This is a genomic window from Corynebacterium pseudokroppenstedtii, from assembly GCF_019754945.1.
Lineage (GTDB): Bacteria > Actinomycetota > Actinomycetes > Mycobacteriales > Mycobacteriaceae > Corynebacterium > Corynebacterium pseudokroppenstedtii.
Window position 1 is genome coordinate 171986 of the sequence record NZ_JAEUWU010000002.1, and the last position, 25162, is coordinate 197147.

Consider the following 25162-nt stretch of genomic DNA (forward strand, 5'->3'; position numbering starts at 1 on the left):
GTCTGCCTTTCTTTTGCTATCCGATTATGGTCTATGCGGCAGATCAAGGGTGAAAAGGTCTAGATCGGCGTCACCGTGCTGGTCACTGCCCACTGCCGGATCCACGACACGAATACCGCCCATTGGCCTGTGACCAGGGCAATCCCGACGACGATCAAGGCGACACCGCCGGCGATTTGAACCCCGCGACTGTGACGGCGCAACCACGATACGCTCGCTAATGCTTTGGAGGACCCCAACGCCACCACGACGAAGGGCAGCCCCAGCCCCAAGCAGTAGAAAATGATCAGGATGACTCCGCGCAGGGCCGTCGTCCCCTCCGTTCCGGCAGCGATGCTAATGATCCCCGCGAGGGTGGGACCCAAACAGGGCGTCCACCCGAGGGCGAACACCGCGCCCAGAAGCGGAGCCCCCATCAACGTGGACCAATGCTTCGGAGCCATGCGACGCTCGTTCTGCAGGAACGGTATGAACCCCAGGAACACGACACCCATCACAATGGTGACGACGCCGCCGACGCGTTGCAGCAACTCGTTGTTCATCTGGAGGGCGGAGATGGCGCCGAAGATTGACGCCGTCGCTAAGACGAAGACCACGGTGAAGCCCGCAACGAACAGCAGCGCAGCCCCGGCAACGCGACCACGGTGTGAGCGAACTTTTGTCCCCTCAGCTGTGATGTCGCTTTCCGCGCCGACGACGCCGGCGAGGTAGGAGATATAGCCGGGCACGAGCGGGATAACGCATGGGCTCGCGAAGGAAACAAGGCCCGCCAGCGCCGCAGCACCTAACGCAAGGAGTAGCGGACCCGACGCCGCAGTGTCCGCAAAGGCGGCCCCGACATCAGCATGAAGCTGGAGAGTATGAACCTGGGCGGGGATCATTATTCCTTCTCCAGGTTGTTCACAACGTCCATGATTTCCTTCGCATTGACCTCGCGAAGGAATACCGCCGCTGGCCGGTGCTGTTTATCGAGCACAATTGTCGTCGGCACGACGGATGCGGGGATTCCGCCTAGAGAAATAGCGGATTTGAAGGAGGGGTCGTAGATGCTCGGGTAGGTGATGTCGTTATCCTTGACGAAATCCTGCGCGGCCTGCTTGTTGAAATCGCGGACGTTGATCCCGAGAACCGTGCCAGCTGGTCCGCCTTTCGACGTGCCGGAATCATCCGAACCGTCCGCCCCGTTCCCCGGACCTTTTTGCAGGTCATCCTGGATTTCTTGTAGGTCATCAACCTCGGTGCGGCACGGGGCACACCACTGGCCCCAAGCGTTCAGCACCACGATCTGGTTGTCGAAATCCGACAACCTAATCGTCTTATCAGACTCCATTAGCGACGGCCCGGACAGGTCTTTGACCGGCTTACGATCCTTCTGGTCGTACTTAATGACCAACTGGCCACCTGGGGACACGAAGCTGAAATTCCCGCCGACAGCGACCGCATCTTTGCCAGCCGTCTCGTCGGAACCGCAGGCAATCAGTGTGGTAGCACCCACCGCCGCGACGACGCAGGCCACAAGTGTCGACGCTACCGAGTGACGCACGGACAGCGCCCAACCATGGCGATGCGTCACTTTGCGGACACGCGCCGAAGTATCACCGTGCGCACGCGCCGATGTATCCACCGATGCGCCGCCGTGCGCAGCCACCTTTGGGCTAGCGGATGTCGTCTTCTTCACCACTCACACCACCTCACAATGACTCCGGCCCGTATCGTCAGTACCGTCACCACTTATACGCCACGTGCCAGACTTAAACGCCTTGTGCCGGCTCGCTATAGACCAGATCGCTGACCTGAGCACGAACACTCGAGGCCGAGCCATCCTGTGCAGGGCCGTCAACCTCCACGCCAGCACCAACCCCAGCACCATCGTCGTCGAAAATGAGGCTGGTCACACTGGCCAATGAACACTGGCGAACCGCCGGATTGTGGGCCAACGCTTTGCCCGCATAATCGCGCTGCACCATCACGATAGGAAGCTGGTGAGACACCAGCACAGCCTCGTGACCACGCGCCTCTTCACGCGCTCGGCCCACTGCGATCCACATACGGTCGCAAATGTCCTGGTAGGGCTCGCCCCAACTGGGCTGCATGGGCTCTGTCAGGTGGTGCCACAGTTTGGGGTTCCACAGCTGGGAGCGCCACCCTTTAATCCGATGCCCTTCGAGCTCATTTCCGGCTTCGATGAGGTCATCGTCGATCGCGATGTCCACACCGGTCACCTTCTGGAAGGGCTCGGCGGTTTCCTGAGCGCGCACCAATGGCGATGCTTTCACCACTGCCACATCGTGATCTGTGAAAGCACGAGCACACATCGACGCCATGACGCGTCCACGGTCGCTCAAGTGATAGCCGGGTAGGCGGCCATACAGAATGCGATCCGGGTTGAAGACCTCGCCATGACGGACGAGGTGGACAATCGTGGACACGTACTTAGCCCTCCTTGGTGGCCGCTGCGGCCGCCTTCGCGGCAGGACGCAATGCAGATTCAATGCGAGAGAAATCTTCGTCGGTCAACGCCGTAGATACAAACCAGGTCTCAAATGGCGAAGGCGCCGTGTACACACCGTTGTCCAACAGCTCGTGGAAGAACGGGGCGTAACGGAACGTGTCCGCGGCTTGCATATCCGCGAAGTTATGCCCCTCACCCTCGGCAAAGCGCACCGACAAGAACGTGGACGCACGCTGGATGTGATGGGCAACGCCCTCACGTTCCAGAGCCTCGTGCAGCAGGTTTTCCAACCGGTCGGCATTCGCGCGGATCGTCTCATAGCACTTCTCATCTGCCAGGCGTAACGACGCTAAACCAGCGGCCATCGCCACTGGGTTACCCGACAGCGTCCCCGCCTGGTACACAGGCCCCTCCGGCGCAAGGTAGGACATGATGTCGCGTCGGCCACCGAATGCGGCAGCCGGCAGCCCGCCCGAGACAACTTTGCCGAAGGTGACAAGGTCACCCGCCACGCCGTCAACGCCGTACCAGCCCTTATGCGAGGTGCGGAAACCCGTCATGACCTCGTCGAGAATAAGAAGAGCACCATACTTGTGGGCGATTTCCTTGAGCCCGGCATTGAACCCCTCGTGGGGTGCGACGGTCCCCATGTTCCCCGCCGCGGCCTCGGCAATCACGCAGGCGATGTCGTCGGGGTGCTTTTCGAAAACGTCACGAACCGCGTCGAGATCGTTGTAGGGCACCACGATCGTGTCGCTTTGGGTCACACCTGGTGAGTCCGGCAAACCGAAGGTCGCCACACCACTACCCGCTGAGACCAGGAGGGAATCGACGTGTCCGTGGTAGCACCCCGCGAACTTCACGACCGTTGACCGGCCGGTGAAACCGCGCGCCAACCGGACCGCTGACATGGTGGCCTCGGTACCGGAGTTGACCATGCGCACTTCGTCCACCGCGGTGCGGCCAATGATCTCCTTGGCCAGGCTGTTTTCCGCAGCAGTGGGCGCACCGAACGACAGGCCCTTCGTCGCTGCTTCCTGGACTGCCTCCACAATCGCGGGATGGGCGTTGCCGTGCAGCATCGGTCCCCAGGATGACACTAAATCCACGTACTCGTTTCCATCGACATCGCGCAGGTGGCTGCCCTTCGCGGAGTCGATGAACAGCGGCGTGCCCCCCACCGAACCGAACGCGCGCACCGGGGAATTCACACCACCCGGGATCAATTCACGAGCTTGTGAGAACAAATCACTACTACGAGTCATAGTTTTCATGGTAGGGAACTCCGCTGCTAACTGCCCACACTCGTCCGCGGGCGACGCCGACTCACGCGAATACCCCGGCCCCCGGTTCGGTTCTTGCCGACGCTTATACGCCATCGCCGCAGCATTCGCGCGACTATCAGCAGCCTCGTTGAGCTCATGCCCGGCGTGCCCCTTGACCCACCGGAATGTCACCGCAGCCCCGCTCTTCCGACGACGCGTGAGCAGTTCGTCGATCTCCTTGATCTGCTCTACGTTCAGGACGGGTTTCCCGTTCGACTTCTTCCAGCCCTTTTTCTTCCACCCATGAACCCACTTAGTGACCGAGTTAATGACGTATTGGGAGTCGCAGAAAACCTCCAAGTCGTCCGGACAACCATCACTATCGCACACATGTTCGGTAACACGCAACAATTGCCGGACAGCCTCAAGCTCGCCCTTGTTATTCGTCCCCTGTGACCATCCCCCAGCAGCCCAATGGGCGTCGTCAATGTACCAAGCCCACCCCGAAGGGCCTGGATTTCCAATTGCTGATCCGTCAACCGCAGCCGTAATTGTCATGACGCTCAGTGTAAACGGCATCTAGGACACGCGACCATAAGCGCCGTTAACCACGGCTAACACGCCGTTATTCACTGCCGACGCGACGCCGCGGGTTGCACACCACTCCGCGCCCCCACGCGCCAACCCCAGCATTACGCCCGTCGCAACGTCAACGTGCGCATCTCAATCACGGTCGACCCCAACAGCATCAACAGTGTGGATATCAAGGGGTTAATGATCGACAACGCGCCACCCACCAGGGCAAACGTGTTATACGCACGCGAGAAGTTCATGTTGCCTTTACCCACGCGCCGCACCTTCGTCGCCAAGTTCACCGCGTCGGGAACGGCACGCACCTCGTCGCGAAGAATAACAACCGACGCATCAACCGTGTCCAGGCAATCAGCAGCACCCACGAGGATTCCGACGTCGGCCACCGCCAGGTACTTCATCAAGTCACGGTCACCAACGAGGGCGACGCTGTAGCCTTCGCGGTGCATGGACCGCACCGCCGCTCCTTTACGCGATGGCGCGATCCCGGCCAAAACCAGGCTCATACCCAAACTGTCCGCCGATTTCTTGGCCACGGGATACGTATCACGAGAGAGCATTCCCGTCTCAATGCCCATATCTTCCAGCTGCTCAATGGCTTCCGCCGCGTCGTCCTTCGTCGCGTCGATCACGGTGATAACGCCGCGGTTCTTGTTCTTCCAGGACACCACCAAGGGGGTCCCGCCGGAGATCGCCGCCATCGCGAGGCGATCATCTTTCAGCTCAGACAGATCGCGCGGCCGCCACAGCGCGGCTTTCACCGAACTCATCTCGCCGCGGATCGGAATATCCACGGTGCCGATGAAGGACCCGTTGTCAGTGATCTGCTCGCCCGTCACCTCAATCCAGTGGGGGACGCTGCTCCCGCCGGCTCCCAGATCACGCGATTCACGGGCGGCTTTCACCAGCGCACGGGACACACCATGTTCGCTCTCCATGGCCAGGGCGCCCGCCACGCGGAGGATCAAGTCGGCGTTTTCCCCTTCCGCCGCGGTCACGCTCTCCACTTTCATATTTCCGGTGGTCAGCGTGCCCACGCGGTTGAAAAGGAGCATGTCACATTCACCCAGATCCCACATCACTTGCTCGTCGCGGAATAAGATGCCACGGCTGATGGCGCGCGCCAATCCCAACCGTGATGCCAGCGTTGTGGAAATAGCTAATGACACCGGCCCCACACCTGTGAGCACTGCCAAACTTGTCGCCAAAGCACCCGCCGCGTCCTTCATAATGAGGAACCAGTTCAGGAAACACATCACTGCCAGCACTATCGCCCACGGGACGAGGAGCGAAGCTGATCGGGTCGCCGTGCGCGTTGCCATATGCTCGGCATGATCGCATTCTTCAACCCAGCGGTGCATGGCCGCTAGACGTGTCGTGTGCCCAGACCTATCGACACGGATCTTGAGAGTATCCCCCATATTTCGCCCACCAGCATAAATATGGGAATTCACCTTAACGACGGTCCGGTTACTATGCCCCGACACCGGCCCTGGACTAATTAACGATGACCCACCGACGACGACCCCGTCGACGGGAATGATGTCCCCGGGAGCGACCAAGATGTCCTCGCCAGGGTGGAGTTCTGCTGCGCTGACGGATTGTTTCCGTGGCCCATCGGCAGTCCGGCGAATAACGGTAACCATCATTCCCGAATCCACGTTGTGTGTGGACAGTAACTCCATGCTGTGCAGGCGGTTGCGTCGTGATAGTAGCCTCCCCAGAAGAACCAGGGTGGTTGCTCCACAGGCAACGTCGAAAAAGACTTGTGGTTGATGCTGGAAGACAAACCATTTGGGTGGCGATGTCCAGTCACCCTGCGGCCGCATAAAAACGACGGTGCCTACGGACCATACATAAGCCACGGCCACGGCCAGTGATGTTGCGGAGTCGAGCGCGGCCATCTTCCGACGGAGACCGCCGACAGCTGCTCGGTGGAACGGCCACGCACAATAGGACACAACAGGCAACGCCAAACCCGCAGACACCCACTGCCAGTACGGGAACTGCAGCCGCGGGAACAGGGCGATGGCAACCACCGGCACAGATAACGTCACCGCCACGATGAGCCGCAGCTTGGTAATCAACGCGCGCGCTGTGAACAATGCCTCCATGTTGTCCGGCTTGCTCACCCGGAACGGGTGCCGGGACAAAAACGACTCGTTGTGCCGACGGTGCCGGCGTCGCCTCCGCTCTTTTCTTTCCTGCTCAGCCTCGGATTCAATAACCTGACGGTACACCGACCCCAGCTTCTTGACGGCACTCACGCCACTGGCCTGGAGGACCGAAATAATGTGGTCCACCGACATCGAACTCGGCGCCGACACCCACGCCGTCGACGGTTTTCCGTAAACAATGCGTGCGGTCACGCCCTCAACATCGGACAGCATCTTTTCGATATCGCCCGCGTGGACAGCGTCCTCAAGCCCGTCCAACTCCAGGGTGAACGAGTGGTACGACTTTTCTTCGTCCTCGTCATTCAGCAAACCCGCGTGACGACGCTCAACGCCCAGGTCTCGGGCGGCGTCGACGGCCGCCTTGATGGCGGTTTCAGACTTCTCCAGGGACTCCGGGTCGGCGGGAAGTAGCGAACCATCCGCGGCGCGTCGATTATTACGGGGCGAGTACTTCCCCGAGTAGGAACCATAGGGGCGACGGTGTCGCGGGAAATCTGTCGGGGGTTCGCCCGATGCAGGCTTCTTGGGTGAGCTATCTGGCGTGTGGTCGTCGACAGCCGATTTTTTTACTGCCATAGCGAGCGAACTCCGAAATACGATCGTGCGGACGGCTGGACCATACACATCACAGCGATGGCCAGAAGAACAGCGATGAGGGCAAGGACAAACCCGCCGACGTGGATAACGAAAGCCATGATATTAAGAGCAATTCCGCCGGCCGTCAATGCGATCAGAACGACCCGGGCACGTCGGTTACCTGCCGACATGGGGGCGACGGCGAAACCAATGGCGCATCCCAGAAGAACATTGGCAATACCGACTATCCGCATATTCCGTTCCCACGCGTGAATGAAGTCAGAGTCCTCATGGCCGGTGTAGTGGGCGCTAGCTAAAATCAGGCCGGCCAGAACCATCAGCACCGCAGCGATAATAAACACCCACCGGGCCGCTGTGACCACAGGTGGGCGTGGTTGACCTCCTGATGGGGAGGAGGATTCACTATCGGTGCTGGATATCGGCATACTTGTACCTTACGTGCCGACGCCGTATCTGTACTATTTTCGGGCGCTACTTCCGGGCACTCTCATCGCCGGAGTCCCCAGTGCCATCCTTGGGGGACGATCCCCGGAGATAATCCGACGCTGGCGGCCGGGTAGAAAACCAAATTCCCACCGCCGACAACACGGCCGAAACAATGCCCAGAGATCCCGTTGCCCATACGAACATATTGGACCCGACGTCCGGCACCGCGAAGGCACCGCTCACGCCGTTCACAATCAGGTAGGCGGATCCCAGGATCAAGAGGAATCGCGTCCACTTCTTCCCCTTCACGAATTGCCTGATCAGGAGAACCGCGACCAAGCTGGCCACAATGTAGAACACGGCGATCATCATCCCACTGACCGAGGCGATAGCCGAATTGCTGACATCTTCCGTGGACATGCCATACATATCTTTAGCCTGTTTGATGGCAGTATCCAGTATCGACGGGTTCGCAATGACCTCAATCCCCGTCAGCACACCAAGAATGGCCTGCAGGAGTGCGGTCCACATCCACGCTGTCCGTGCATCCTTCACATCTTGAGGTGGCTCGGGCTGTTTTTTCTTGTCGTCATTATTGTTCGACGACGGAGGTCCGGTCACGGCCTGCGGTGCCACTCCGTATCCACGGTTCGCGTCGTCCGGGCTGTATCCGCCGGCCGCGTTATCGGGACCGTACCCGCGGTTGGAGTCTCCTGGGTTTTGTGCTCCTCCAGGAGCCGGGGTGCCTCCGGGGAGTGGATCACCACTAACACCTGGTTCTCCCGGGGCCGGTTCACCTAAGCCCGACGATCCCGACTGCCCTGGTGTCGACGGCGGAGTGGGGTTCGGCTGCCCCGGCGTCGAACCTGGAGTCGGCCCCGATCCAGGTTGCGGCCCAGAACCCGGCGCGGGCGATGCGCCAGGGGTGGTTGCCATTCGCAGCGTCGGGGACAGATGTGTGTGCTCAGGTGAAGCCATAAATACCTCCAATATGGGGCGGCAAACTACCGCGACGGAGCATGGGGTGACGGTGTGCACGCAAACCGCGTAACTTAGTTGTCCTTCAACCAGTGGGCTACTTCAGTGGCATAGTACGTGAAGATCATGTCCGCGCCGGCCCGTCGGATAGAGGTCAACGATTCAAGCACGATGCGTCGCCGATCAATCCACCCATTCTGCGCGGCGGCCTCGATCATGGAGTACTCACCGCTGACCTGGTACGCAGCCACGGGGACCGGCGAAAAGTCCGCAACCTCGCGAACCACATCCAAGTACGCCATGGCCGGCTTAACCATCACCATGTCCGCACCCTCGTCGATGTCCAGCTGCACCTCGAGCAACGATTCACGCCGATTCGCAGGATCCTGCTGGTAGGCCTTACGATCGCCCTGCAGTGAGCATCCCACGGCATCGCGGAACGGCCCGAAGAAGGCCGACGCATACTTCGCCGAGTACGCCATGATCGACACATCCTCGTAGCCAGCGTCGTCGAGCCCACGTCGGATCTCCGCGACCTGCCCATCCATCATCCCTGAGGGGCTGACAATATGCGCCCCCGCCTTGGCCTGCGATACCGCCATCTTCACATACAGCGGCACAGTCTTGTCATTATTCACGACGACGGTCCCGTGCTTGTCTTCCGTCAGCACTCCGCAGTGCCCGTGGTCGGTGAATTCGTCCAGACAGGTATCGGCCATGACCAGGATGCTGTCGCCGAATTCCTTACGCACCGCGGCGATTCCGCGGTTGAGGACGCCGTCCGGGTTCCACGCCTCGGAGCCCTGGGCGTCTTTCTCCTCCTCGAGGGGGATGCCGAACAGGTCAACGCACCGCACGCCGGCGTCGCGGGCCTCGCGAACGGCGTCGATAAGAGAAGCCACCGTGTGCTGATACTGCCCCGGCATGGAGGGGATTTCTTCCGGCTTGTCAATGCCGTCGCGGACGAATAATACCTGGATCAGGTTGGCCGGATCTAAACGAGTCTCTGCAACGAAATCCCGCATCGTCGCCGACGTCCGCAAACGGCGGGGACGACGTTGAAGACCTAAGCTATCGCGGGATGGGCGGTTCGTGCTCTGAGAGGATTCGTTAGTTTGTGACATGCGCCCCAGGGTACTACGTGGTCCCGACACGCTACTTACGAGGACTTTTTCTTCTTCCGCACTTTCCTCGGAGGCGGCAACTGCCCCGCCGCGCGCAAACCTGCCACATATTCAGCCAGCGCATCCACAAGTTCAGGAACCCCGGCCTCTTCCGGCACGACGTCAACGCGCAAACCACATTCCTTCGCAGTCGCTGCCGCCATCGGGCCAATGCACGCAATAATCGTGCGCTGGTGGGGTTTCCCAGCAATGCCAACAAGGTTCTTCACCGTCGACGATGACGTGAAGCACACCGCGTCAAACCCGCCGGACTTAATCATGTGGCGGATGTCAGCGCTGGGCGGAGCCGCGCGAACGGTACGGTAAGCCACGACATCGTCCACGTCCCAGCCCAGGTCGATGAGGCCGTCAACCAGAACGTCGGTGGCGATATCCGCACGGGGAAGGAAAACCCTGTTCACGGGGTCAATGTCGGCATCATAGGGCGGGAAAACATCTACGAGACCCGACGCGGAACGGGCATTGGCCGGCGGCATGAGCTCGGGATTAATTCCCAGGTCCGTCACGGCTTTGGCCGTTTTCTTCCCGACGGTTGCGATGCTCACCCCAGCGAAGGCGCGGGCGTCGAGGCCGATCGCGGTCAGTTTTTCCCACACCGCTTTCACCGCGTTCACCGAGGTGAAGACGATCCACTGGTAGCGCCCGTCAACCAAGCCTTTGATGGCACGTTCCATTTGCGCCGGGCTGCGCGGGGGCTCCACAGAGATCGTCGGCACTTCCCACGGGATCGCGCCATGTTGAGCCAAGCGGGTGCTCATCGGCCCTGCCTGCGACTTCGCGCGGGGCACCAACACCGACCAGCCGTACAGAGCCCGGTTTTCCCACCACGAATACTTGTTACGCGCACCGACCTCAACGCCAATGGTAACCACCAAATGACCTGGCAGATCACCCTCACACGATGTCAACGTGCCCAAGGTGACGTCGTAGGTTTTCTGCAAACGCGTAGTGCCATTTACCGTCACGGTGGCCGGCGTACTTTCGGGCAGACCGCGATCCACCAGTCGAGACTCGATGACAGGAAGGTCCTGCGCCTCCGCCTGAAGAACCAGCGGCTGGGGTGCCTGGGCGAGCCGATCCCACGTCGCGGTATCGTCGCTACCCGTCACATCCGTTTCGGTAAAACTCGAACCAACGGCAATTCCAGCGAATGACGGAACCGTCGAGGGAACGGACATTCCCGGAACAACCTGGAAATCGGCATCATGAGCAGCGACAGCACTAATTTCTGCTAAGACGGAAGTGTTACCCAATGGGTTGCCCGCGACCAGGCGAATAACGTCGGTACCCGTGGCAGCCTGAGCCAACATGGCATCGGCCGTCGCCTGCGGGTCACCCTCGGGGCTGCGAATATTCGCCGCCGTCGGGGGTGGTGGGGGCGTTGGCCGTCGGCGGGACCCTTTTGCTTTCGCTTCCTCCACCATCCGGGCGAACTCTTGCTCGGCTTCCTCTATTTTCTCGCGCGGGACGGGGACATCGTGCCCCACGAGGCGGCAAATAGATTCACCGACGCCGTCATCCACCCATGCGTCCGCAATAGATGTCAGAACTTCTCGTGCGCGCACCGTTAAGAGGTCAGGGTTACCGGGGCCGGCACCGACGAACAGGATGCGCCCTGGAGTCGAGTTGGTCATGGAGATCCTTTAAAGCGGGGTCGAACCGCGGCTAATTTTGACTAAAAGAGAATAAATCCTACTACGTGCTCAATCCAAAACGACGACACCCTCCGACATCACAGACAGGGGTTAGTATCCGGCCGACGGAGGGCCCCCACACCGGCGCACTCACATCAAATCCATCGCGCCATGCGCCCGCAAATACTCCGCTGCTTGGTGGCCAATGTCCTCGGTTGGTTCGCCTTCGGAACTCCACGTCACACGCTTGGAACCGTCCACCGCGAACACGCCCGCGCGGAACGAATCCTCCGTCGCGTAGGCACCCACGGGAGCGGTGCACCCCGCGTTCAACGAGGCCAGCACCGCACGCTCCGCGATAGCCCGACGGTGCGACATCTCGTGATCAAGCACACGAATCGCATACAGAGCTTCCTCGGAACAATTCTCGTTCCCCTCAGCGACGGCCTCCACCGCCAGCGCACCCTGCGCCGGAGCAGGTAGCACCGTGTCCACGTCCAGCGTTTCCGTCGCCTCTCCCAGGCGACCAAGACGTTCCACACCGGCACGCGCCAGGATCACCGCGTCCAGGTCTTTCTCTAACCGCCCGATACGCGTATCGACGTTGCCGCGGATGGGTACGACGGTGCAGTCCGGCCTCAGCGCTCGGACCTGCCCCATGCGCCGCGGGGCACCGGTCCCAATCGTCGACCCAGCCGGCAAGTCCGCCAGCGGAATTCTGTCGCGGGAGAACACCACGTCACGGGCGTCGACCCTGGGCGGAACGGCCAAACGAAAACGCGGGTCAGGTGCCGTCGGCAAGTCTTTAAAAGAATGCACAGCCAACGAGCACTCACCCGCGGCAAGTGCCGTGCGGAGTGTCTGCGTGAACACTCCAACACCGATCCGTGCAACAGGAGTACCAGCACCCTGTGACGCGTCCCCCGGTGTATGAACTGTGAATAGTTCAGCTTCTAATCCGGCGGAAATCAGCGCGTCCCGGACGTGCCCAGCTTGGGTTAATGCAAGCGCGGAACCCCTGGTGCCAATACGAATCATGAATGCCCTTTCTTCACATCCGATCCATCATGTCGAAGCCCCATGATCGCGCCCATACCGCGAGGGTCGGCCGGATCAGGCAAGGCCATAGGAACAGCGTAGTTGGTCAATGAAGAATCTGGTTGCGGCACAGAGGGCTCGGGCCGTCCTTCGGCTGCCGACGGGTACTCCACATCGTCCAGTCCGAACAAGTCCCGGATCGCATCTGAGTAGGTCATATCGGTGTGGCCAGCCAGTTTCTTGAGCTGGACTGTCGGCGTGTGCATGAGCTTATCCACCACACGCTTCATGGCGCTGTGGACTTCTTTGCGTTCCTTCTCGCTCAGGTCCGGGGTGCGGGAATCGATCCGGTCCAGCTCACTGCGCAAAATTTCCGCACCGCGACGACGCAACGCCTTGACCGTCGGCACAACATCTTGGCTACGAATGCGCTCGACATACGACCGCAGTTCCTCAGCGACGATGGACCGTGCGAGTGCAGCCGCATCATCAGAGACGGCGCTGGGCTGGGCGCTTTCTGGCAGTCCCTGGTTGTGCTTGACGACGTCGCTCTGGTCCTCGAGGGCAGCACGGCGCTCTTTCTGCATCGTGTCGATATTCAACACGGTCACGCCGGGGCGAGGAGCGCACACGACGTCGCGCGGAAGAGACAAATCGCAAATGACGAGGTCAGCGGAGGTTTCAGAGGAAGCGCCGTGATGCTGTTCCGCGCGAGCCGCGAGTGCCTGGTCGACCATCGGAGTATCAACCAACGGATCCAAGGCTCCGGTAGCGGTGACGACGATATCCGCGCGAGACATCTCTGTCACAAGGTCGGATAGATCAGTGGCATCTGCGGACACGCCTACCTCGCGGGCGTGGGACGCCACATTTTGCGCGCGACCGAGCGTGCGGTTAGCAATAGTCATCGACGCGCCGAGACGGCCAAGATGCGTCGACGCCAACGAGGCCATCGCACCGGCCCCCACTACGAGCGCGTGACGGCCGTCGAGGTTGTCAACCCCCATCGCGTCCAGGGCCTGACGAACGGCGAAGGACACCATCGACGGGCCTTCGTCGTCAATATCGGTTTCGGCATGAACGCGCTTGCCTGTGCGCAGCGCACGATGTGCCAATTCATGCAGGCCGTGCCCAATAGTGCCATCCTCTGTGGCGCTCGCGTACGCATCGCGAATCTGGCCGATGATCTGCTGTTCCCCCACAACCATCGAGTCCAAGCCGGCAGCAACGCGGAGCATGTGCTCCACCGCGGACTCGGCGTACCGCACATATAAGTGCGGGAACAGTTCCGACACCGACGCGCCCGAATACCGCGAAATGGTATCGACGATGTGCTCCACCGTGGGGTGGAAACCCTCACACACCACGTAGAACTCTGTGCGGTTGCACGTGGAAACGATCAATGCCTCAGAAATAAACGGCTCAGTCAGAAGGTCCGCCGCCACCTTAGGGCGGTCCTCCGCACTTACCGTAGCCCGCTCCAACAAGGAAACAGGTGCACATCGATACGACATACCTACGAGCACAATGCTCACGAAAGAACCTCCTCGCAGGGGATCCCCGCTCTTCTCTGTGCGGGTGCCGGACTGTCCACCAGCGCAGAAGTCACCGGAAGGGTCGTCATCCTTACGGAACTCTCTGAGCTAGCTGAGCGCCCCACTCGGCCCGTTCGACAGGCCAACCGGGGCACCCCGGGAGTCTCTACTAGCAGCTGTAGTAACAGGGGTAACACAACTGATCCCACATATTCGATTAAACACCGTATCCGCTTTGCCCCTTCCATGACAAAGAAAGCGGTTATTTACGGCGTGTGGGCCACACATGAGGGGGTAAACGACCAGATTTTGGAGGTATTCCACAACAATTCGGGCAACCCCGGTAAGGACAGGCAAAAGTTTCATAAAACCGATCCCGGTCAGGTGGCACTACGCATTGCCGACGGCGGTCACGCCCGACGTTATTCACGCCCGACGTCCTTTACCTCCGACAGCACCCCTCACGACTCCAGGGCGTCGATGAGGTCCTCGTCGTCGATTTCCCAACAGGCGATTTCGTCGTCGTCGACAAGAACGACGGGAACACGATCCCCGAATTCCATGGCCAAGCTGGTGTCGGAGTCAACGTCCGTGACCACGAACTCGGCACCCCAGCGTTGGCAGATCGGGCGAATCTGCTCCGCAACTCGTCGGCACGATCCGCATGATTGCCTCACCATCAGCTCAACCTGATGCATATACACCTATCCTCAGATACGACAAAAGCCGGCCCCGGAGGCGAAGATCCGTGCAGCCACGGTTCCACCTCACCCGACAGGTCGGCTTTGGCGAGAGCTCCTCACGGAGCCCGGTTTACTTACCGAGCTTCCTACGCTGAACGCGGGTGCGGCGCAGAAGCTTGCGGTGCTTCTTCTTGGACATACGCTTGCGGCGCTTCTTAATGACAGAACCCATGAGGAATCCTTTATCGATAGTGAACAGTTTCTCGCCTACGCACGAGGCAGACACGAATGGCCACCACTCTACCGGCCACGACGTGCTAAAACCAAAAGTGAAACGTAGGGCGTATCTGCCACGCAGTGTCCGTCACAGACAAAGTCGCTGGTGGGGGTGAGACTTTTCTAGCCTCACCCCGCGCAACCAACGAGTAGATCGCGTGCGACTAGATCGCTTTGTAGTGCGACTCTTTAAGGTACTCATCCACCGCAGACTCGTGCACCCGGAAGGAACGCCCTACGCGAACAGCCGGAAGCTCACCGGCGTGGACCAGGCGGTACACGGTCATCTTGGAGACTCGCATAATGTCTGCAACTTCAGCGACCGTCAGAAACGATCCGTTTTCTGCATGGCTCATACTCAGTTTTCTACCTTTCGGCACGCCGCGCTGCAGGCTTCCCCTCCCGCAGGGTGACACGCACGTGCTTAGACCAGCTTAGCGTGAATGATGTGTCATAGCGATTATAGGGGGACACAACGTGTTAATTGTGCAGTTAAGAACACCTATGGAACCGATGAGAACCCATGAGCATCATGGGACAAGTGTGAAACAAAGCAACGCAATTGGATTACTTCTGGATTGCTTCACGCCCCTAACTCTCACCGTTGAGTTGTCGTCTTAGTTATCGCCCGAATTATCCGATTTCGACGCCGGCTTCCCCAATTCCTCAGACTTCTTCGCGCAGGCTTCCATCGCCCGGTAAAAGGCGGTGCGCAAGCCGTTCTCGTCGAGGGCGCGGGTCGCTGCACTCGTCGTCCCACCTGGCGACGACACATTCGCGCGGAGCTGTACAGGGTCGGCCCCTTCCTGCGTGGCCATCGTCGACGCGCCCAGTGCAGTTTGCGAAGCCAACTCCTTAGCTAGTTCGCGGGGCAGCCCCAGATTGACGCCGGCATCCGTCATGGCTTCCAGAACGAGGAAGAAATAGGCCGGGCCTGATCCGGACACAGCGGTCGCCGCGTCCATTTGCGATTCTTTGACTTCCGCGGTGTAGCCCAACAGCCCGAGCAGCTCAGAGACTGTTGCCAGTTGCTCGTCAGAGACGAAGCGGCCCCGCGCGATCACGTTGACACCCTTGCCCACGAGCATCGGGGTGTTGGGCATCACGCGCACAATGGCCGTCCCCGCGGAGGCGATCCCTTCCAGCGAGGACAATGTGATTCCTGCGGCCATGGACACCAGGATCGTATCCGTGTCGTTGTGGTCAACGACATCTGCGATGCTTTCCACCACGCCGAGTGTGTCGTAGGGCTTCACACATAGGAAAGCGATGTCCGCGTTTTCTACCGCAGTGGCATCGTCGTCGACAGCGGTAACTCCATAGCGCTCTTTGAGTTCGTCGCTGCGCTCTGGGCGTCGATTAGCTACGACAATGTCCGTCGGATCGTAATCGCCGGACAGTAGGCCCCCGATCAGGGCCTCGCCGATCTTTCCTCCACCAATTACCGCGATTTTAGTCATGCACCCAGGGTGCCAGAGTCAACCATGCACGTCCACCGACAGCGACGACGCGGGTTCGCTACATGACGACGAGGTACGGGCCGAAGGTCAGCGCGAGCCCCACAACCGCGGCAAGAAGCATGATGAGCTTGTCTTTTTCACGCAGAAGAGCGTGAACCACCCCGACGAACACAAGAGTCATGACGATGGCCAGCAATGCCGTCAGGGGCACCGAGAACCTGTTCCACAGAATGGTGAACCCTTTGAACACGGCCACGCCAGCGGCCAAGGCAACGATGATCTGGACGATCATCAAGCCAATGTTCATTTTGTCCGAGGACTCGCCCTTGTCTGAGGAGGCACTCTTGCCCGACGACGTGGCCCTGGCCGCGGCCTCGTCCCGGTCTGAGAACTCATCGTCCACATCGGAGTACTCCGACAAGTGATCCGAATCCTCGTACTCTTCCTCCGGCAGGATCCCTGCCTGCTCATCGTGCCGGTACGCGGGCTCATCGTCGATCTCAGAGCCGTCATCGGAGGGGTAATCTCCGCGCACTAATCCCTGGTTGTCGGCGTTATCGTCGGCGGCTGCGAGGTCCTCGTCGGTAATCTGTTGCAGATTGCGAGTCTCTTCCGTCGACGGAGTTGATGTACGCGAGGTCGCCGCCGAGACGGAGTCACGCGCCTGATCATCCTCAGCAATGTCGCTGCTAGCGGCTGAATCGTCAGCGTCATCCGCACCCGCAGCCCACGTATCTTCATTCCATACGGTGTCCGCGGCGTCCTCAGCTTCGACGTCGGCTGCATCAGCGTCACTGTCAACGCCGCCGTCAAGATCAGCTTCGTAGTCAATTACGCGCGCATCGTCGACACTTTGATCAACCAGATCGACATCGTCGGCACTCTGATCGTCATGTGCATCGTTCTGTGCAGCTCGGGCCCAAGTTTCATCAGACCACGACGAGTCACTATCCACAGACTCACTATCGGCTGAGTCGTTATCCACCGACTCACTATCCACCGACTCGTCGTCCACGGACGCTGAAGTTTCAGCCTCTACGTCATCAGCCTCATCAACATCAACGTCCGTCGGCTCTTCATATCCGCCGTTTTCAAGGTGTTCGTCGGTAACCTTCGGAATTGACCCCGTCAGTTCTGCGACAGACACGCCCCCCTGTTCAATGTTCCGGTGCCGTCGAGGGGCAACATCGGCATCGTCAGCCGGTTCCCCAGCTACGCCGGCATTCTTCCGGCTCGCGGCGCGGCGAGTAAGAAGTTCTGCCACAGTTATTTGGTCGCCAGCCATACCGTCCTCTCGACCATCAATGGAGAATGGCCCATTGTTCACGGGCCGGACATTAACGCCCTCAACCCTACCCAAGCGCAGGCCAACAATGAACATATGGCCACATTTTTGGGCCACAAACTAGTTTCACTCTTAGGTGTATAAGCCAAATAGTGCCGACAATCAAACGATTACCGACGCTGCAACAGCCGCGAATGCCGGCGTCAAGAGGCCACGCGGCCACAACCCCGCCTACTGGTAGTCGGCCACAAAGTCCGGCGAATCCGTGTAGCGCATAATGACGCCTTCACGCAGCGCCCACGGGCAAATGCTGATCTCTTCCAGGTCCAGAGCGCGCATGGCCCCCTCAGCCACCAGCGCACCCGCCACAATCTGCGGCGCGCGATCCGCACTAACGCCCTCGAGCTCGGCGCGGTCCTCCGCCGTCATCCGAGAAATAAACGCAATCAGCTGCCGAACACCCGCGCGCGTCAACGTCCGTTTCACTCTGGGGCCAGCCGAACTGGGGGCGGCACCCGTCAGTCGGGCCAATGTCCTAAAGGTTTTCGACGTTCCCACGGCAAGATCGGGAACCCCGTGGTTTTTAATCGTCGCTGCTGGGGCGGCCAATTCCGCATCGATGTAATCGCGCAGCGCTTTGATCTTCTTCTTCGACGGCGGGTCTTGGTCCAGCCAATCGTGGGTCAACCGGTTCGCGCCCAACTGGACGGAGAACGCGTCTTCCGGGTCTTCATCCGGGCCAGCGCTGATCTCCAGGGATCCGCCACCGATGTCGAGGTCAATGATTCGCCCGGCCGACCATCCGTACCACCGTCGGACAGCAAGAAATGTTAAGCGGGCTTCGTCCTCGCCGGACAGAATTTTTAGCTCGACGCCGGTCTGGTCTTTCACTTCCGACAGAACGTCGTCGGAGTTGGTGGCGGACCGCACCGCGGACGTAGCGAAGGGGATCATGTCATCGCAACCGAACGTTTCCGCCAGGTCAGAGGCCTCTTTGACACCTTTGACGAGCTTGTGGCGGCCTTTCGAGTTCAACTCGCCATGCTTATTAATGTGCTCCATGAGCCGCATGGTGGTTTTCCAGTCGCTCATCGCCGACGGTTGACCACCCTGACGGGCATCAACCACCACGAGATGAACGGTGTTGCTTCCTACGTCTAGTACACCGAGTCGCACGGAACATAACTGTATCAGTGCGGTTAACGAACCAACGTGGGTGGCGGGCAGAGTGACGTAACCCGCTCAGTTGCTTAGTCCTTCTCGGGCAATCCGCCAGCCCACAGTGCAGCAGCGATCAAGCCCGGTTGCCCGAAAAGTCGCAGGAGGCGTTTGCCGTCGGTATCCAGGTTAAATCCGCCGTTCTTTTCGGCGTACTGCCCCACATTGCCTGGGAAAATAGCAATGTAGAAAGCGGCCAATGCAACCCCAACTTTGCGACGCTCCTTGGGCAAAGCTAACAGGCCGAGGCCAAGGCCAATTTCTGCCAAACCAGAGCCGACGACGACCGAATCCTCGGAGAACGGCGCCCAGGACGGGACCTGGTCCTGGAATGTTTTGCGGTTCCACGCGAGGTGCGACACACCCGCCATCGTCATAAATCCACCGAGAGCGAGCCGCGTGACCTTCTGCGAAACTGGCTCTTTTTTAGGCGCATGCCCTGCGTACAGCTTCTTTGCTCGAGACAGCCGACGCTGAAGTGTTTTTTTAGTCATGATGGCTCCTTTGTTGGGCCCTTCGTTGGACCGAAAATTCATTGGACCAGTAAGCGTTTACCCATCATACGTCCGTCGAAACACTGCGACAGATTCGCGAAATGACACGAAACAAAGGAACGGAATAAAAGGCCCCGCCACAAGATAATCATGCATAATGTCAGAAATATCTATGGGGATAGGGTGAGCTTAAGGCGATGAGTGACATGACGAGAAGTAGAAAATACGTTCCTCAGCTCAGCGTTGTGCCCGTGGTCGGTCTTTGGTTGTCTGGATGCGGTCAGGGCGGTGACGAGACACCCCAAGGCTCACCATCAGCAGTTTCCCCGTCGGCTACCTCACCTTCGAGTCCCAACGGCACATCAAACAACCACGCGAACATTCAGCCCTCACTCGACTCCCAGGCAGAGGCCGATCACCGTACAGATGGTGACAGCACCGATGGCGACGCCACCGAGGGTGGCCATCGTCGGCAAGAAGACGCACCATCCACGTTGCACGGGACGAGCAATTACATCCCCAATCCCAATCAAATCGGCGGATATTGTGGCACGACCTACGACGGCGATGAGATCAAGGCAGGGGCGAAAACATCCTGCGGTTTTGCAGGGGCAATATTCACCTCCGCGATGCAGCAGACGTACTCCAAGTGGGCTCCTGACCCGACTGTGACCTCCGTATTGCGCGCTGACTTCACACAAAAGAGCCCGACGACGGGGCAGGAATACACCGTCGTCTGCATTATCGGCAGCGCGCAGGACACCCTTTCTTGTGGAGAGAAAATCAACGCGACCGGAAGCGATCGTGGCAGTTTCGAGGCTGTTTACCATCGAGGACCTGCTGGAACCTTTGGCCCACGGGTCAGCAAGAAATAATCACGACGGGACCGCTTCTGTCACAGCCGACCGTTATAATCACGGGCGTTAATGGGCTTGGATGAGGTGTTCCTGGATGAGCGGTTTCGATGATCCCCGTAATATTGCTTGTGCGAAGCGCCAGCTAAACGAGCTGCGCTCTGTGATCAGCAAAGAACATGGTTTTCACCTGCGAGAAATGCTCATACTATTTTTCGCTGACATCGCGCTTTGCTACGTGGTAGAAGCGGAATATCAGGCATACCTCCGGGGAGAGCTTGAGGCCATCTCACTAGAAGAGTTGAGACGGCAGCTGGATGAGCAGGAGGAGTGAGCTCTCCATCCGCGTCTTGGCAACTATGCGTGCTTTTTATAGAGGTAGACGGTAGAGTCTTACTTACTGAGCAGGAATCACCTGCATAGTAAAATGAAATCCTGGTCTCGAGCAGCAGCTCGAGGCCGTTTTTCATTTCAAGGAAGAGTTTATCTTCAGTCGTATCACCCCGTATTACGTTTGGGTTCAACCGTCGCTAGATTTTCCGCGTTTTAAGTGATCGCCCCGTCAGCATCTATGCTGAGTGCGCAATGCCCACTCCTAAACCCACCCATTCCACAGCGCGCACCCATCCCATGCGTACCGGCTACCCCGAGGGCACCCTCGCGGACCGTTCCATCTGCGCCGGCGTCGAAGTCCCCGCAGATTTCCCCCGCGAATGGTTCTCCTTCCTCAACCCGGATGACGAGGATCACCTCATCACCGTCGATCTCACCTGGCTGCTCTCCGGCTATTCCTGCCGGTTCGGCACCGACGCATGCCCGGGGATTGATTCGTCGATGCCCAATGCCGGCTGCTGTGTTCACGGGGCTTTTCTTGCCGACGAAGACGATCACGACGCTCTCACGGATTGCGTGTCCCGCATGCCCGCGAAGTATTGGCAGCTTCGCCCCGAGGGAACGGACGAATGGCTGAGCACCCGCGATCCGGCGGAGTTGGAGCCCTGGCTGGTGTGGGATGAACTGGACAATGACGACGGCGAACCAGAACCAGCGCTCAAAACGCCGATTGTGGATGGTGCCTGCATTTTCGCGAACCGACCCGGCTGGCCGACGGGCACGGGATGCGCTCTCCACCAGTGGGCTATGGACACTGGCGAGCGGCTGGAATACGCCAAGCCCGAGGTGTGCTGGCAGCTACCTCTGCACCGCACGGAGGACTGGGAAACCCGCCCCGACGGCCACGAGATCCTGCACACCACGATTGGCGAATATGAACGCCGCGGGTGGGGCGACGGCGGAGAGGATTTTGACTGGTACTGCAGCGGCGCTCCAGGTTGCCATACGCCCATGCCTGTTCTCCACGGGAAATCTCTGTGGCGTACTCACAAAGATGAGTTGACCGAAATGCTCGGCGAAAGTGCCTACGCGGTCATCGCGGAGCATTGTGAAGCGTTAGAGGAACGGGCTCGGATCGTGATGGAAGCCGAGGGAAAGTCCACCGCCACACAACAAACCCCCGCCACACAGAATTCACGTCGCCCTGTGTCGTTGGGAATGCCGATTGTTGCGATGCACCCGGCGACGATCGCCGGAACACACCCGCCCAACTAAAACCAGCGACCGTCCTTATTCGAATTTGTATCCAAGCCCCCGTACCGTAATCAGGTGGTGCGGGTGTGAGGGGTCGTGCTCCACCTTGGACCGCAACCGCTTCACGTGAACATCCAGCGTTTTCGTGTCCCCCACGTAGTCCAGCCCCCACACACGGTCAATCAACTGACCACGGGTCAACACGCGCCCTTCATTCCGCATCAGGTATTCCAGCAGGTCAAATTCCTTCAAGGGCATGTTGATTTCTTTGCCGTCCACCCATACCGAGTGGCGTTCAACGTCCATCCGGACGTTCCCGACCTCAAGAATTTCGTCGTCAAACTGATCAGGCCCAGAGGTCCCGCGGCCACGTCGAAGGACTGCCCGAATTCTCGCGATGAGTTCGCGGGCCGAATACGGTTTCGTGACGTAATCGTCGGCACCCAATTCGAGGCCAACAATTTTGTCCATCTCCGTATCTCGTGCAGTGACCATAATGATGGGGACGCTGGAGCTTTGTCTCAGTTTTTTACAGACCTCGGTGCCGGACATCCCCGGGAGCATGAGGTCGAGGAGAACAATGCTGATCTCGTGCTGGCTGAACTCGCGCAGCCCCGTCGGCCCGTCCGGGGCGATGATGACATCGAATCCCTCCTTGCGCAGGAGGAATGCAAGCGGCTCGGATAACGTTTCCTGATCTTCGACAATAAGAACACTAGTCATGCGTCGGGAGCTCCAAAGTGAATGTTGATCCGGTTTCCGGCTTACTCCATAGCTTAATGTCGCCGTCGTGGTTTGCTGCCACATGCTTCACAATTGCCAGACCCAAACCGGTACCCCCTGTTCGTCGGGACCGTGCCTTGTCGACGCGGAAGAACCGCTCGAAGACGCGTTTCTGGTCTTCGGGGGCAATGCCGATGCCGCGATCTGTCACGCGAACATCGACGACCTGCCGCCCTTTGTCGGGATCAGAGAGCACTTCCCTAGTGACGGTGACCGGTGTTGCTTCCGGCGAGTAGTTGATGGCGTTCATGATGAGGTTGCTCACGGCGGTAACCAGCGAGTTCGTGTCCCCTAGCACGGTGGCCCCGCAGGGAGCGTCGGTGGACAGTGAGATGTCGTGTGCTTCGGCGGCAAATCGGCATCGTTCCACTGCTTCGTCAACCACATCGTCGATGCTCAGGACTTCGAAGTCAGGTAATGGTTCCGCGCCTTGTAGCTTGGTTAAAGAAATTAGTTCGGTGATCAATTGACCCAGTCTTTGGGTTTCTTTCATCACTTTTCCGCCGAAATATTCGACAGAATCGGGGTCATCTTTCGCCTCAAGCAGCGCTTCCACCATTAACGACACCGCCCCGACCGGCGATTTCAACTCATGCGACACATTCGCGACGAAATCCCTCCGCGCAGTTTCCATGCGCACATTTTCTGAATCATCAATCGCATAAATAACGATGAAACGATTGTCGCTATCGGACAGCAAACGAACGGCAGCTTTCACCGAAAAAATAGGACGCTCACGGGTCTGGCGGGCGGACCGCTCCGGGCGGAACACAATCTCACGCGGCTCACCATCCGCGAAAACCTTCAGCGCAGCGCCCCACGCCGCCCGGTTGATGTGCGTCTTATCCACAATGCCCAGAACTCGGGAGGCATCGTTAGCCAGCACAATGTCTTCATGATTATCGACGACGACCACCGCGATGGGTGAATTATCGACGGCCACATTAAGCACGTCGGCGTAGGTCACCAGCTTGCTCGGCGCCTTCGTTTTAGGCTGCCGAGCTTTGGCCTGGCGCGATGGCGAAGCTGGTTTCTGAACACGGGCCGTCGGTTCGCGGCCGGGCGCTTCCCCACCCGGGCGAGGTTTCAGCCGCGGGTGGAGTAATTGCACACCAGAGAGAACACGGTGCAATTTGGCCACTGTGAAACCAATGGCTCCCCCGACGAACACACTGACTGCGATGATGATGCCGATTGTCGCGGACACATCATTAAGCGTAGTCGGTCACGTGGGGCGAGCTCCCCCATGCCTCACAACCCCACGCGGATTAGCTGCAACCCCCTCCAGGAACCACGCTGCAATCCGAAGCCGCACGCCCATCGGCGCCTCCAGAGTGCCCTGACGGTCGTCCTACTCGGTAGACGACTGCGCCAGCGAAATCACCACATATCGCCTTCTATCAGCTAAAACCTAGACGAATACGCTTCACCAACACAATCAGTTGGATTCACACAATGTCACACAGCATGGCCTAACTTCACATAATGCATAATGTGACATAATGAAGTCGGAGCTTCACAGCATGCGTGTTGTGAAGAAGTAAATCTCGGGACATCCCACCGGACGATGGGGCCCGAGATTCGCGTTTTCTAGATCAAATACACCGTGGGTTTCGGGGGTTATACGGCCCCTCGGTAGCGTGATCCCTGCCTCTTGAACAGCACTTCGCACTGTTCGCTCAGGCACTTGGAAGTTGGCAGTTGCTTCCGCCACCGTGGGCCATTCTCCTGTCGCTGCTATCCCCCCCGTATTACTGCGCGCTCGCTATAACTGCGCGCTCAGGAGCTCAAGCGTTTACTTCGAGCCCTGGTTAGCGACGGCGGCAGCTCCGGCGGCAGCAGCCTCCGGATCCAAGTAGGTTCCGCCGGGGTTCACAACGGAACCGTCCTCGGCGATCTCGTAGACCAGCGGAATACCGGTCGGGATGTTCAGGCCGGCGATGTCGTCGTCGGAAATGTTGTCCAGGTGCTTGACCAGCGCACGCAGGGAGTTACCGTGAGCGGCGATCAGGACGGTCTGCCCCTTCTGAGCGCGCGGGAGGATTTCTTCCTTGAAGTACGGGACGAAGCGGGCGACGACGTCCTTCAGGCACTCCGTCTTCGGGACCGAGTCAAGGTTGGCGTAGCGCGGGTCGTCGGACTGCGAGTACTCCGCGCCGTCCTCGAGCTCTGGCGGGCGGGTGTCGTAGGAACGACGCCATGCCATGAACTTTTCGTTACCGTACTTTTCCTTGGTATCGGCTTTGTTCAGGCCCTGCAGCGCACCGTAGTGACGCTCGTTCAGGCGCCAGTCGCGGATGACCGGGATCCACAGCCGGTCGGCAGCGTTGAGGGCGATATCAGCGGTGCGGATAGCCCGTCGTAACAGGGAGGTGTAGAGCACCTCGGGGTGAAGGCCCTTTTCCTTGATGAGCTCGCCACCGCGCTTGGCTTCTGCCTCGCCTTTTTCAGTGAGATCAACATCGACCCAACCCGTGAACTGGTTGGTGGAATTCCACTGGCTCTGGCCATGACGAAGAAGAATAAGTTTTCCGTTACTCATGCCCTCTATCGTGCCACGAATGGCAACACCTTGCCTAGTGTGCCTGGATTATACCCAGCACACGGGGCGGCGACTACTCCCCGGCTACTCCCCGGCTACTCCC

Annotated in this window: 24 protein-coding genes and 1 pseudogene; 3 read left to right on the forward strand and 22 right to left on the reverse strand. The window is 59.4% G+C overall.

Annotated elements, in window-relative coordinates; all coding sequences use genetic code 11:
- Window positions 1-59: 59 nt before the first annotated feature.
- The 19 genes and pseudogenes from JMN36_RS03735 to JMN36_RS03820 all read right to left on the reverse strand — a co-directional run bounded on the left by JMN36_RS03735 (window position 60) and on the right by JMN36_RS03820 (window position 19293).
- Entirely contained in the window at window positions 60-881 is an 822-nt protein-coding gene (locus tag JMN36_RS03735) for a cytochrome c biogenesis CcdA family protein (RefSeq protein WP_221923877.1), read from the reverse strand.
- Window positions 881-1543 (reverse strand): TlpA disulfide reductase family protein, encoded by a 663-nt coding sequence (locus JMN36_RS03740; RefSeq protein ID WP_221923975.1) that lies wholly within the window; start codon window positions 1541-1543, stop codon window positions 881-883. The genes JMN36_RS03735 and JMN36_RS03740 overlap by 1 nt, the downstream gene beginning before the upstream one ends.
- Window positions 1544-1751: 208 nt before the next feature.
- Complete coding sequence (locus JMN36_RS03745; protein ID WP_221923878.1) at window positions 1752-2429, reverse strand: histidine phosphatase family protein; 678 nt, start codon at window positions 2427-2429, stop codon at window positions 1752-1754.
- Window positions 2430-2433: 4 nt separating this feature from the next.
- Window positions 2434-3726, reverse strand: coding sequence for a glutamate-1-semialdehyde 2,1-aminomutase (gene hemL / locus JMN36_RS03750; protein WP_236881733.1), 1293 nt, complete (start codon window positions 3724-3726; stop codon window positions 2434-2436).
- 117 nt (window positions 3727-3843) lie between these two features.
- A pseudogene (locus JMN36_RS10660) lies at window positions 3844-4296 on the reverse strand (RNase H family protein); the annotation flags it as partial.
- Window positions 4297-4409: 113 nt separating this feature from the next.
- Entirely contained in the window at window positions 4410-7061 is a 2652-nt protein-coding gene (locus tag JMN36_RS03755) for a heavy metal translocating P-type ATPase (RefSeq protein ID WP_221923880.1), read from the reverse strand.
- Window positions 7052-7507: a hypothetical protein gene (locus JMN36_RS03760; RefSeq protein WP_204087600.1), complete on the reverse strand. Its 456-nt coding sequence runs from the start codon at window positions 7505-7507 to the stop codon at window positions 7052-7054. Before JMN36_RS03760 ends, JMN36_RS03755 begins: the two co-directional genes overlap by 10 nt.
- Before the next feature lie 46 nt (window positions 7508-7553).
- Window positions 7554-8486, reverse strand: a complete 933-nt coding sequence (locus JMN36_RS03765) for a hypothetical protein (protein ID WP_204087601.1) — start codon at window positions 8484-8486, stop codon at window positions 7554-7556.
- Between the two features lie 74 nt (window positions 8487-8560).
- Window positions 8561-9610: a porphobilinogen synthase gene (hemB, locus tag JMN36_RS03770; protein ID WP_221923881.1), complete on the reverse strand. Its 1050-nt coding sequence runs from the start codon at window positions 9608-9610 to the stop codon at window positions 8561-8563.
- Window positions 9611-9645: 35 nt separating this feature from the next.
- A complete protein-coding gene (locus JMN36_RS03775; RefSeq protein ID WP_204087603.1) occupies window positions 9646-11304 on the reverse strand; it encodes a bifunctional uroporphyrinogen-III C-methyltransferase/uroporphyrinogen-III synthase in 1659 nt (552 codons plus the stop codon).
- A gap of 150 nt (window positions 11305-11454) precedes the next feature.
- On the reverse strand, window positions 11455-12342 hold the full coding sequence (gene hemC, locus JMN36_RS03780) for a hydroxymethylbilane synthase (RefSeq protein WP_204087604.1): 888 nt from the start codon (window positions 12340-12342) through the stop codon (window positions 11455-11457).
- Window positions 12339-13877 carry a glutamyl-tRNA reductase gene (locus JMN36_RS03785; RefSeq protein ID WP_204087605.1) on the reverse strand — a complete coding sequence of 513 codons (1539 nt, stop codon included), beginning with the start codon at window positions 13875-13877 and terminating at the stop codon, window positions 12339-12341. Before JMN36_RS03785 ends, hemC begins: the two co-directional genes overlap by 4 nt.
- A gap of 461 nt (window positions 13878-14338) precedes the next feature.
- On the reverse strand, window positions 14339-14575 hold the full coding sequence (locus JMN36_RS03790; RefSeq protein WP_204087606.1) for a glutaredoxin family protein: 237 nt from the start codon (window positions 14573-14575) through the stop codon (window positions 14339-14341).
- A 115-nt stretch (window positions 14576-14690) separates the two neighbouring features.
- Complete coding sequence (locus JMN36_RS03795) at window positions 14691-14792, reverse strand: 30S ribosomal protein bS22 (protein WP_003402602.1); 102 nt, start codon at window positions 14790-14792, stop codon at window positions 14691-14693.
- A gap of 208 nt (window positions 14793-15000) precedes the next feature.
- The gene (locus JMN36_RS03800; protein WP_012732517.1) at window positions 15001-15192 is read right to left on the reverse strand and encodes a helix-turn-helix domain-containing protein; all 192 of its coding nucleotides are present in this window, start codon (window positions 15190-15192) and stop codon (window positions 15001-15003) included.
- Window positions 15193-15453: 261 nt separating this feature from the next.
- The gene (proC, locus tag JMN36_RS03805) at window positions 15454-16296 is read right to left on the reverse strand and encodes a pyrroline-5-carboxylate reductase (RefSeq protein WP_204087607.1); all 843 of its coding nucleotides are present in this window, start codon (window positions 16294-16296) and stop codon (window positions 15454-15456) included.
- 58 nt (window positions 16297-16354) lie between these two features.
- Window positions 16355-17677, reverse strand: a complete 1323-nt coding sequence (locus JMN36_RS03810; RefSeq protein WP_204087608.1) for a hypothetical protein — start codon at window positions 17675-17677, stop codon at window positions 16355-16357.
- 135 nt (window positions 17678-17812) lie between these two features.
- Window positions 17813-18757 (reverse strand): Ppx/GppA family phosphatase, encoded by a 945-nt coding sequence (locus tag JMN36_RS03815; RefSeq protein ID WP_221923882.1) that lies wholly within the window; start codon window positions 18755-18757, stop codon window positions 17813-17815.
- Between the two features lie 74 nt (window positions 18758-18831).
- Window positions 18832-19293 (reverse strand): DoxX family protein, encoded by a 462-nt coding sequence (locus JMN36_RS03820; protein ID WP_221923883.1) that lies wholly within the window; start codon window positions 19291-19293, stop codon window positions 18832-18834.
- A gap of 206 nt (window positions 19294-19499) precedes the next feature.
- Here JMN36_RS03820 and JMN36_RS03825 point away from each other — a divergent pair, with 206 nt between their 5' ends.
- From JMN36_RS03825 to JMN36_RS03835, 3 genes are all read left to right on the forward strand, one after another.
- Window positions 19500-20168, forward strand: a complete 669-nt coding sequence (locus JMN36_RS03825) for a hypothetical protein (protein ID WP_221923884.1) — start codon at window positions 19500-19502, stop codon at window positions 20166-20168.
- A gap of 76 nt (window positions 20169-20244) precedes the next feature.
- Window positions 20245-20481 carry a hypothetical protein gene (locus JMN36_RS03830; RefSeq protein ID WP_221923885.1) on the forward strand — a complete coding sequence of 79 codons (237 nt, stop codon included), beginning with the start codon at window positions 20245-20247 and terminating at the stop codon, window positions 20479-20481.
- 251 nt (window positions 20482-20732) lie between these two features.
- Window positions 20733-21755 carry a DUF3109 family protein gene (locus JMN36_RS03835; RefSeq protein WP_221923886.1) on the forward strand — a complete coding sequence of 341 codons (1023 nt, stop codon included), beginning with the start codon at window positions 20733-20735 and terminating at the stop codon, window positions 21753-21755.
- A 15-nt stretch (window positions 21756-21770) separates the two neighbouring features.
- Here JMN36_RS03835 and JMN36_RS03840 read toward each other — a convergent pair whose 3' ends face one another.
- From JMN36_RS03840 to JMN36_RS03850, 3 genes are all read right to left on the reverse strand, one after another.
- The gene (locus tag JMN36_RS03840) at window positions 21771-22457 is read right to left on the reverse strand and encodes a response regulator transcription factor (protein WP_204087614.1); all 687 of its coding nucleotides are present in this window, start codon (window positions 22455-22457) and stop codon (window positions 21771-21773) included.
- Complete coding sequence (locus JMN36_RS03845) at window positions 22450-23724, reverse strand: sensor histidine kinase (RefSeq protein ID WP_328145772.1); 1275 nt, start codon at window positions 23722-23724, stop codon at window positions 22450-22452. Before JMN36_RS03845 ends, JMN36_RS03840 begins: the two co-directional genes overlap by 8 nt.
- A 588-nt stretch (window positions 23725-24312) precedes the next feature.
- The gene (locus JMN36_RS03850; RefSeq protein WP_012732526.1) at window positions 24313-25059 is read right to left on the reverse strand and encodes a phosphoglyceromutase; all 747 of its coding nucleotides are present in this window, start codon (window positions 25057-25059) and stop codon (window positions 24313-24315) included.
- Window positions 25060-25162: the final 103 nt, after the last annotated feature.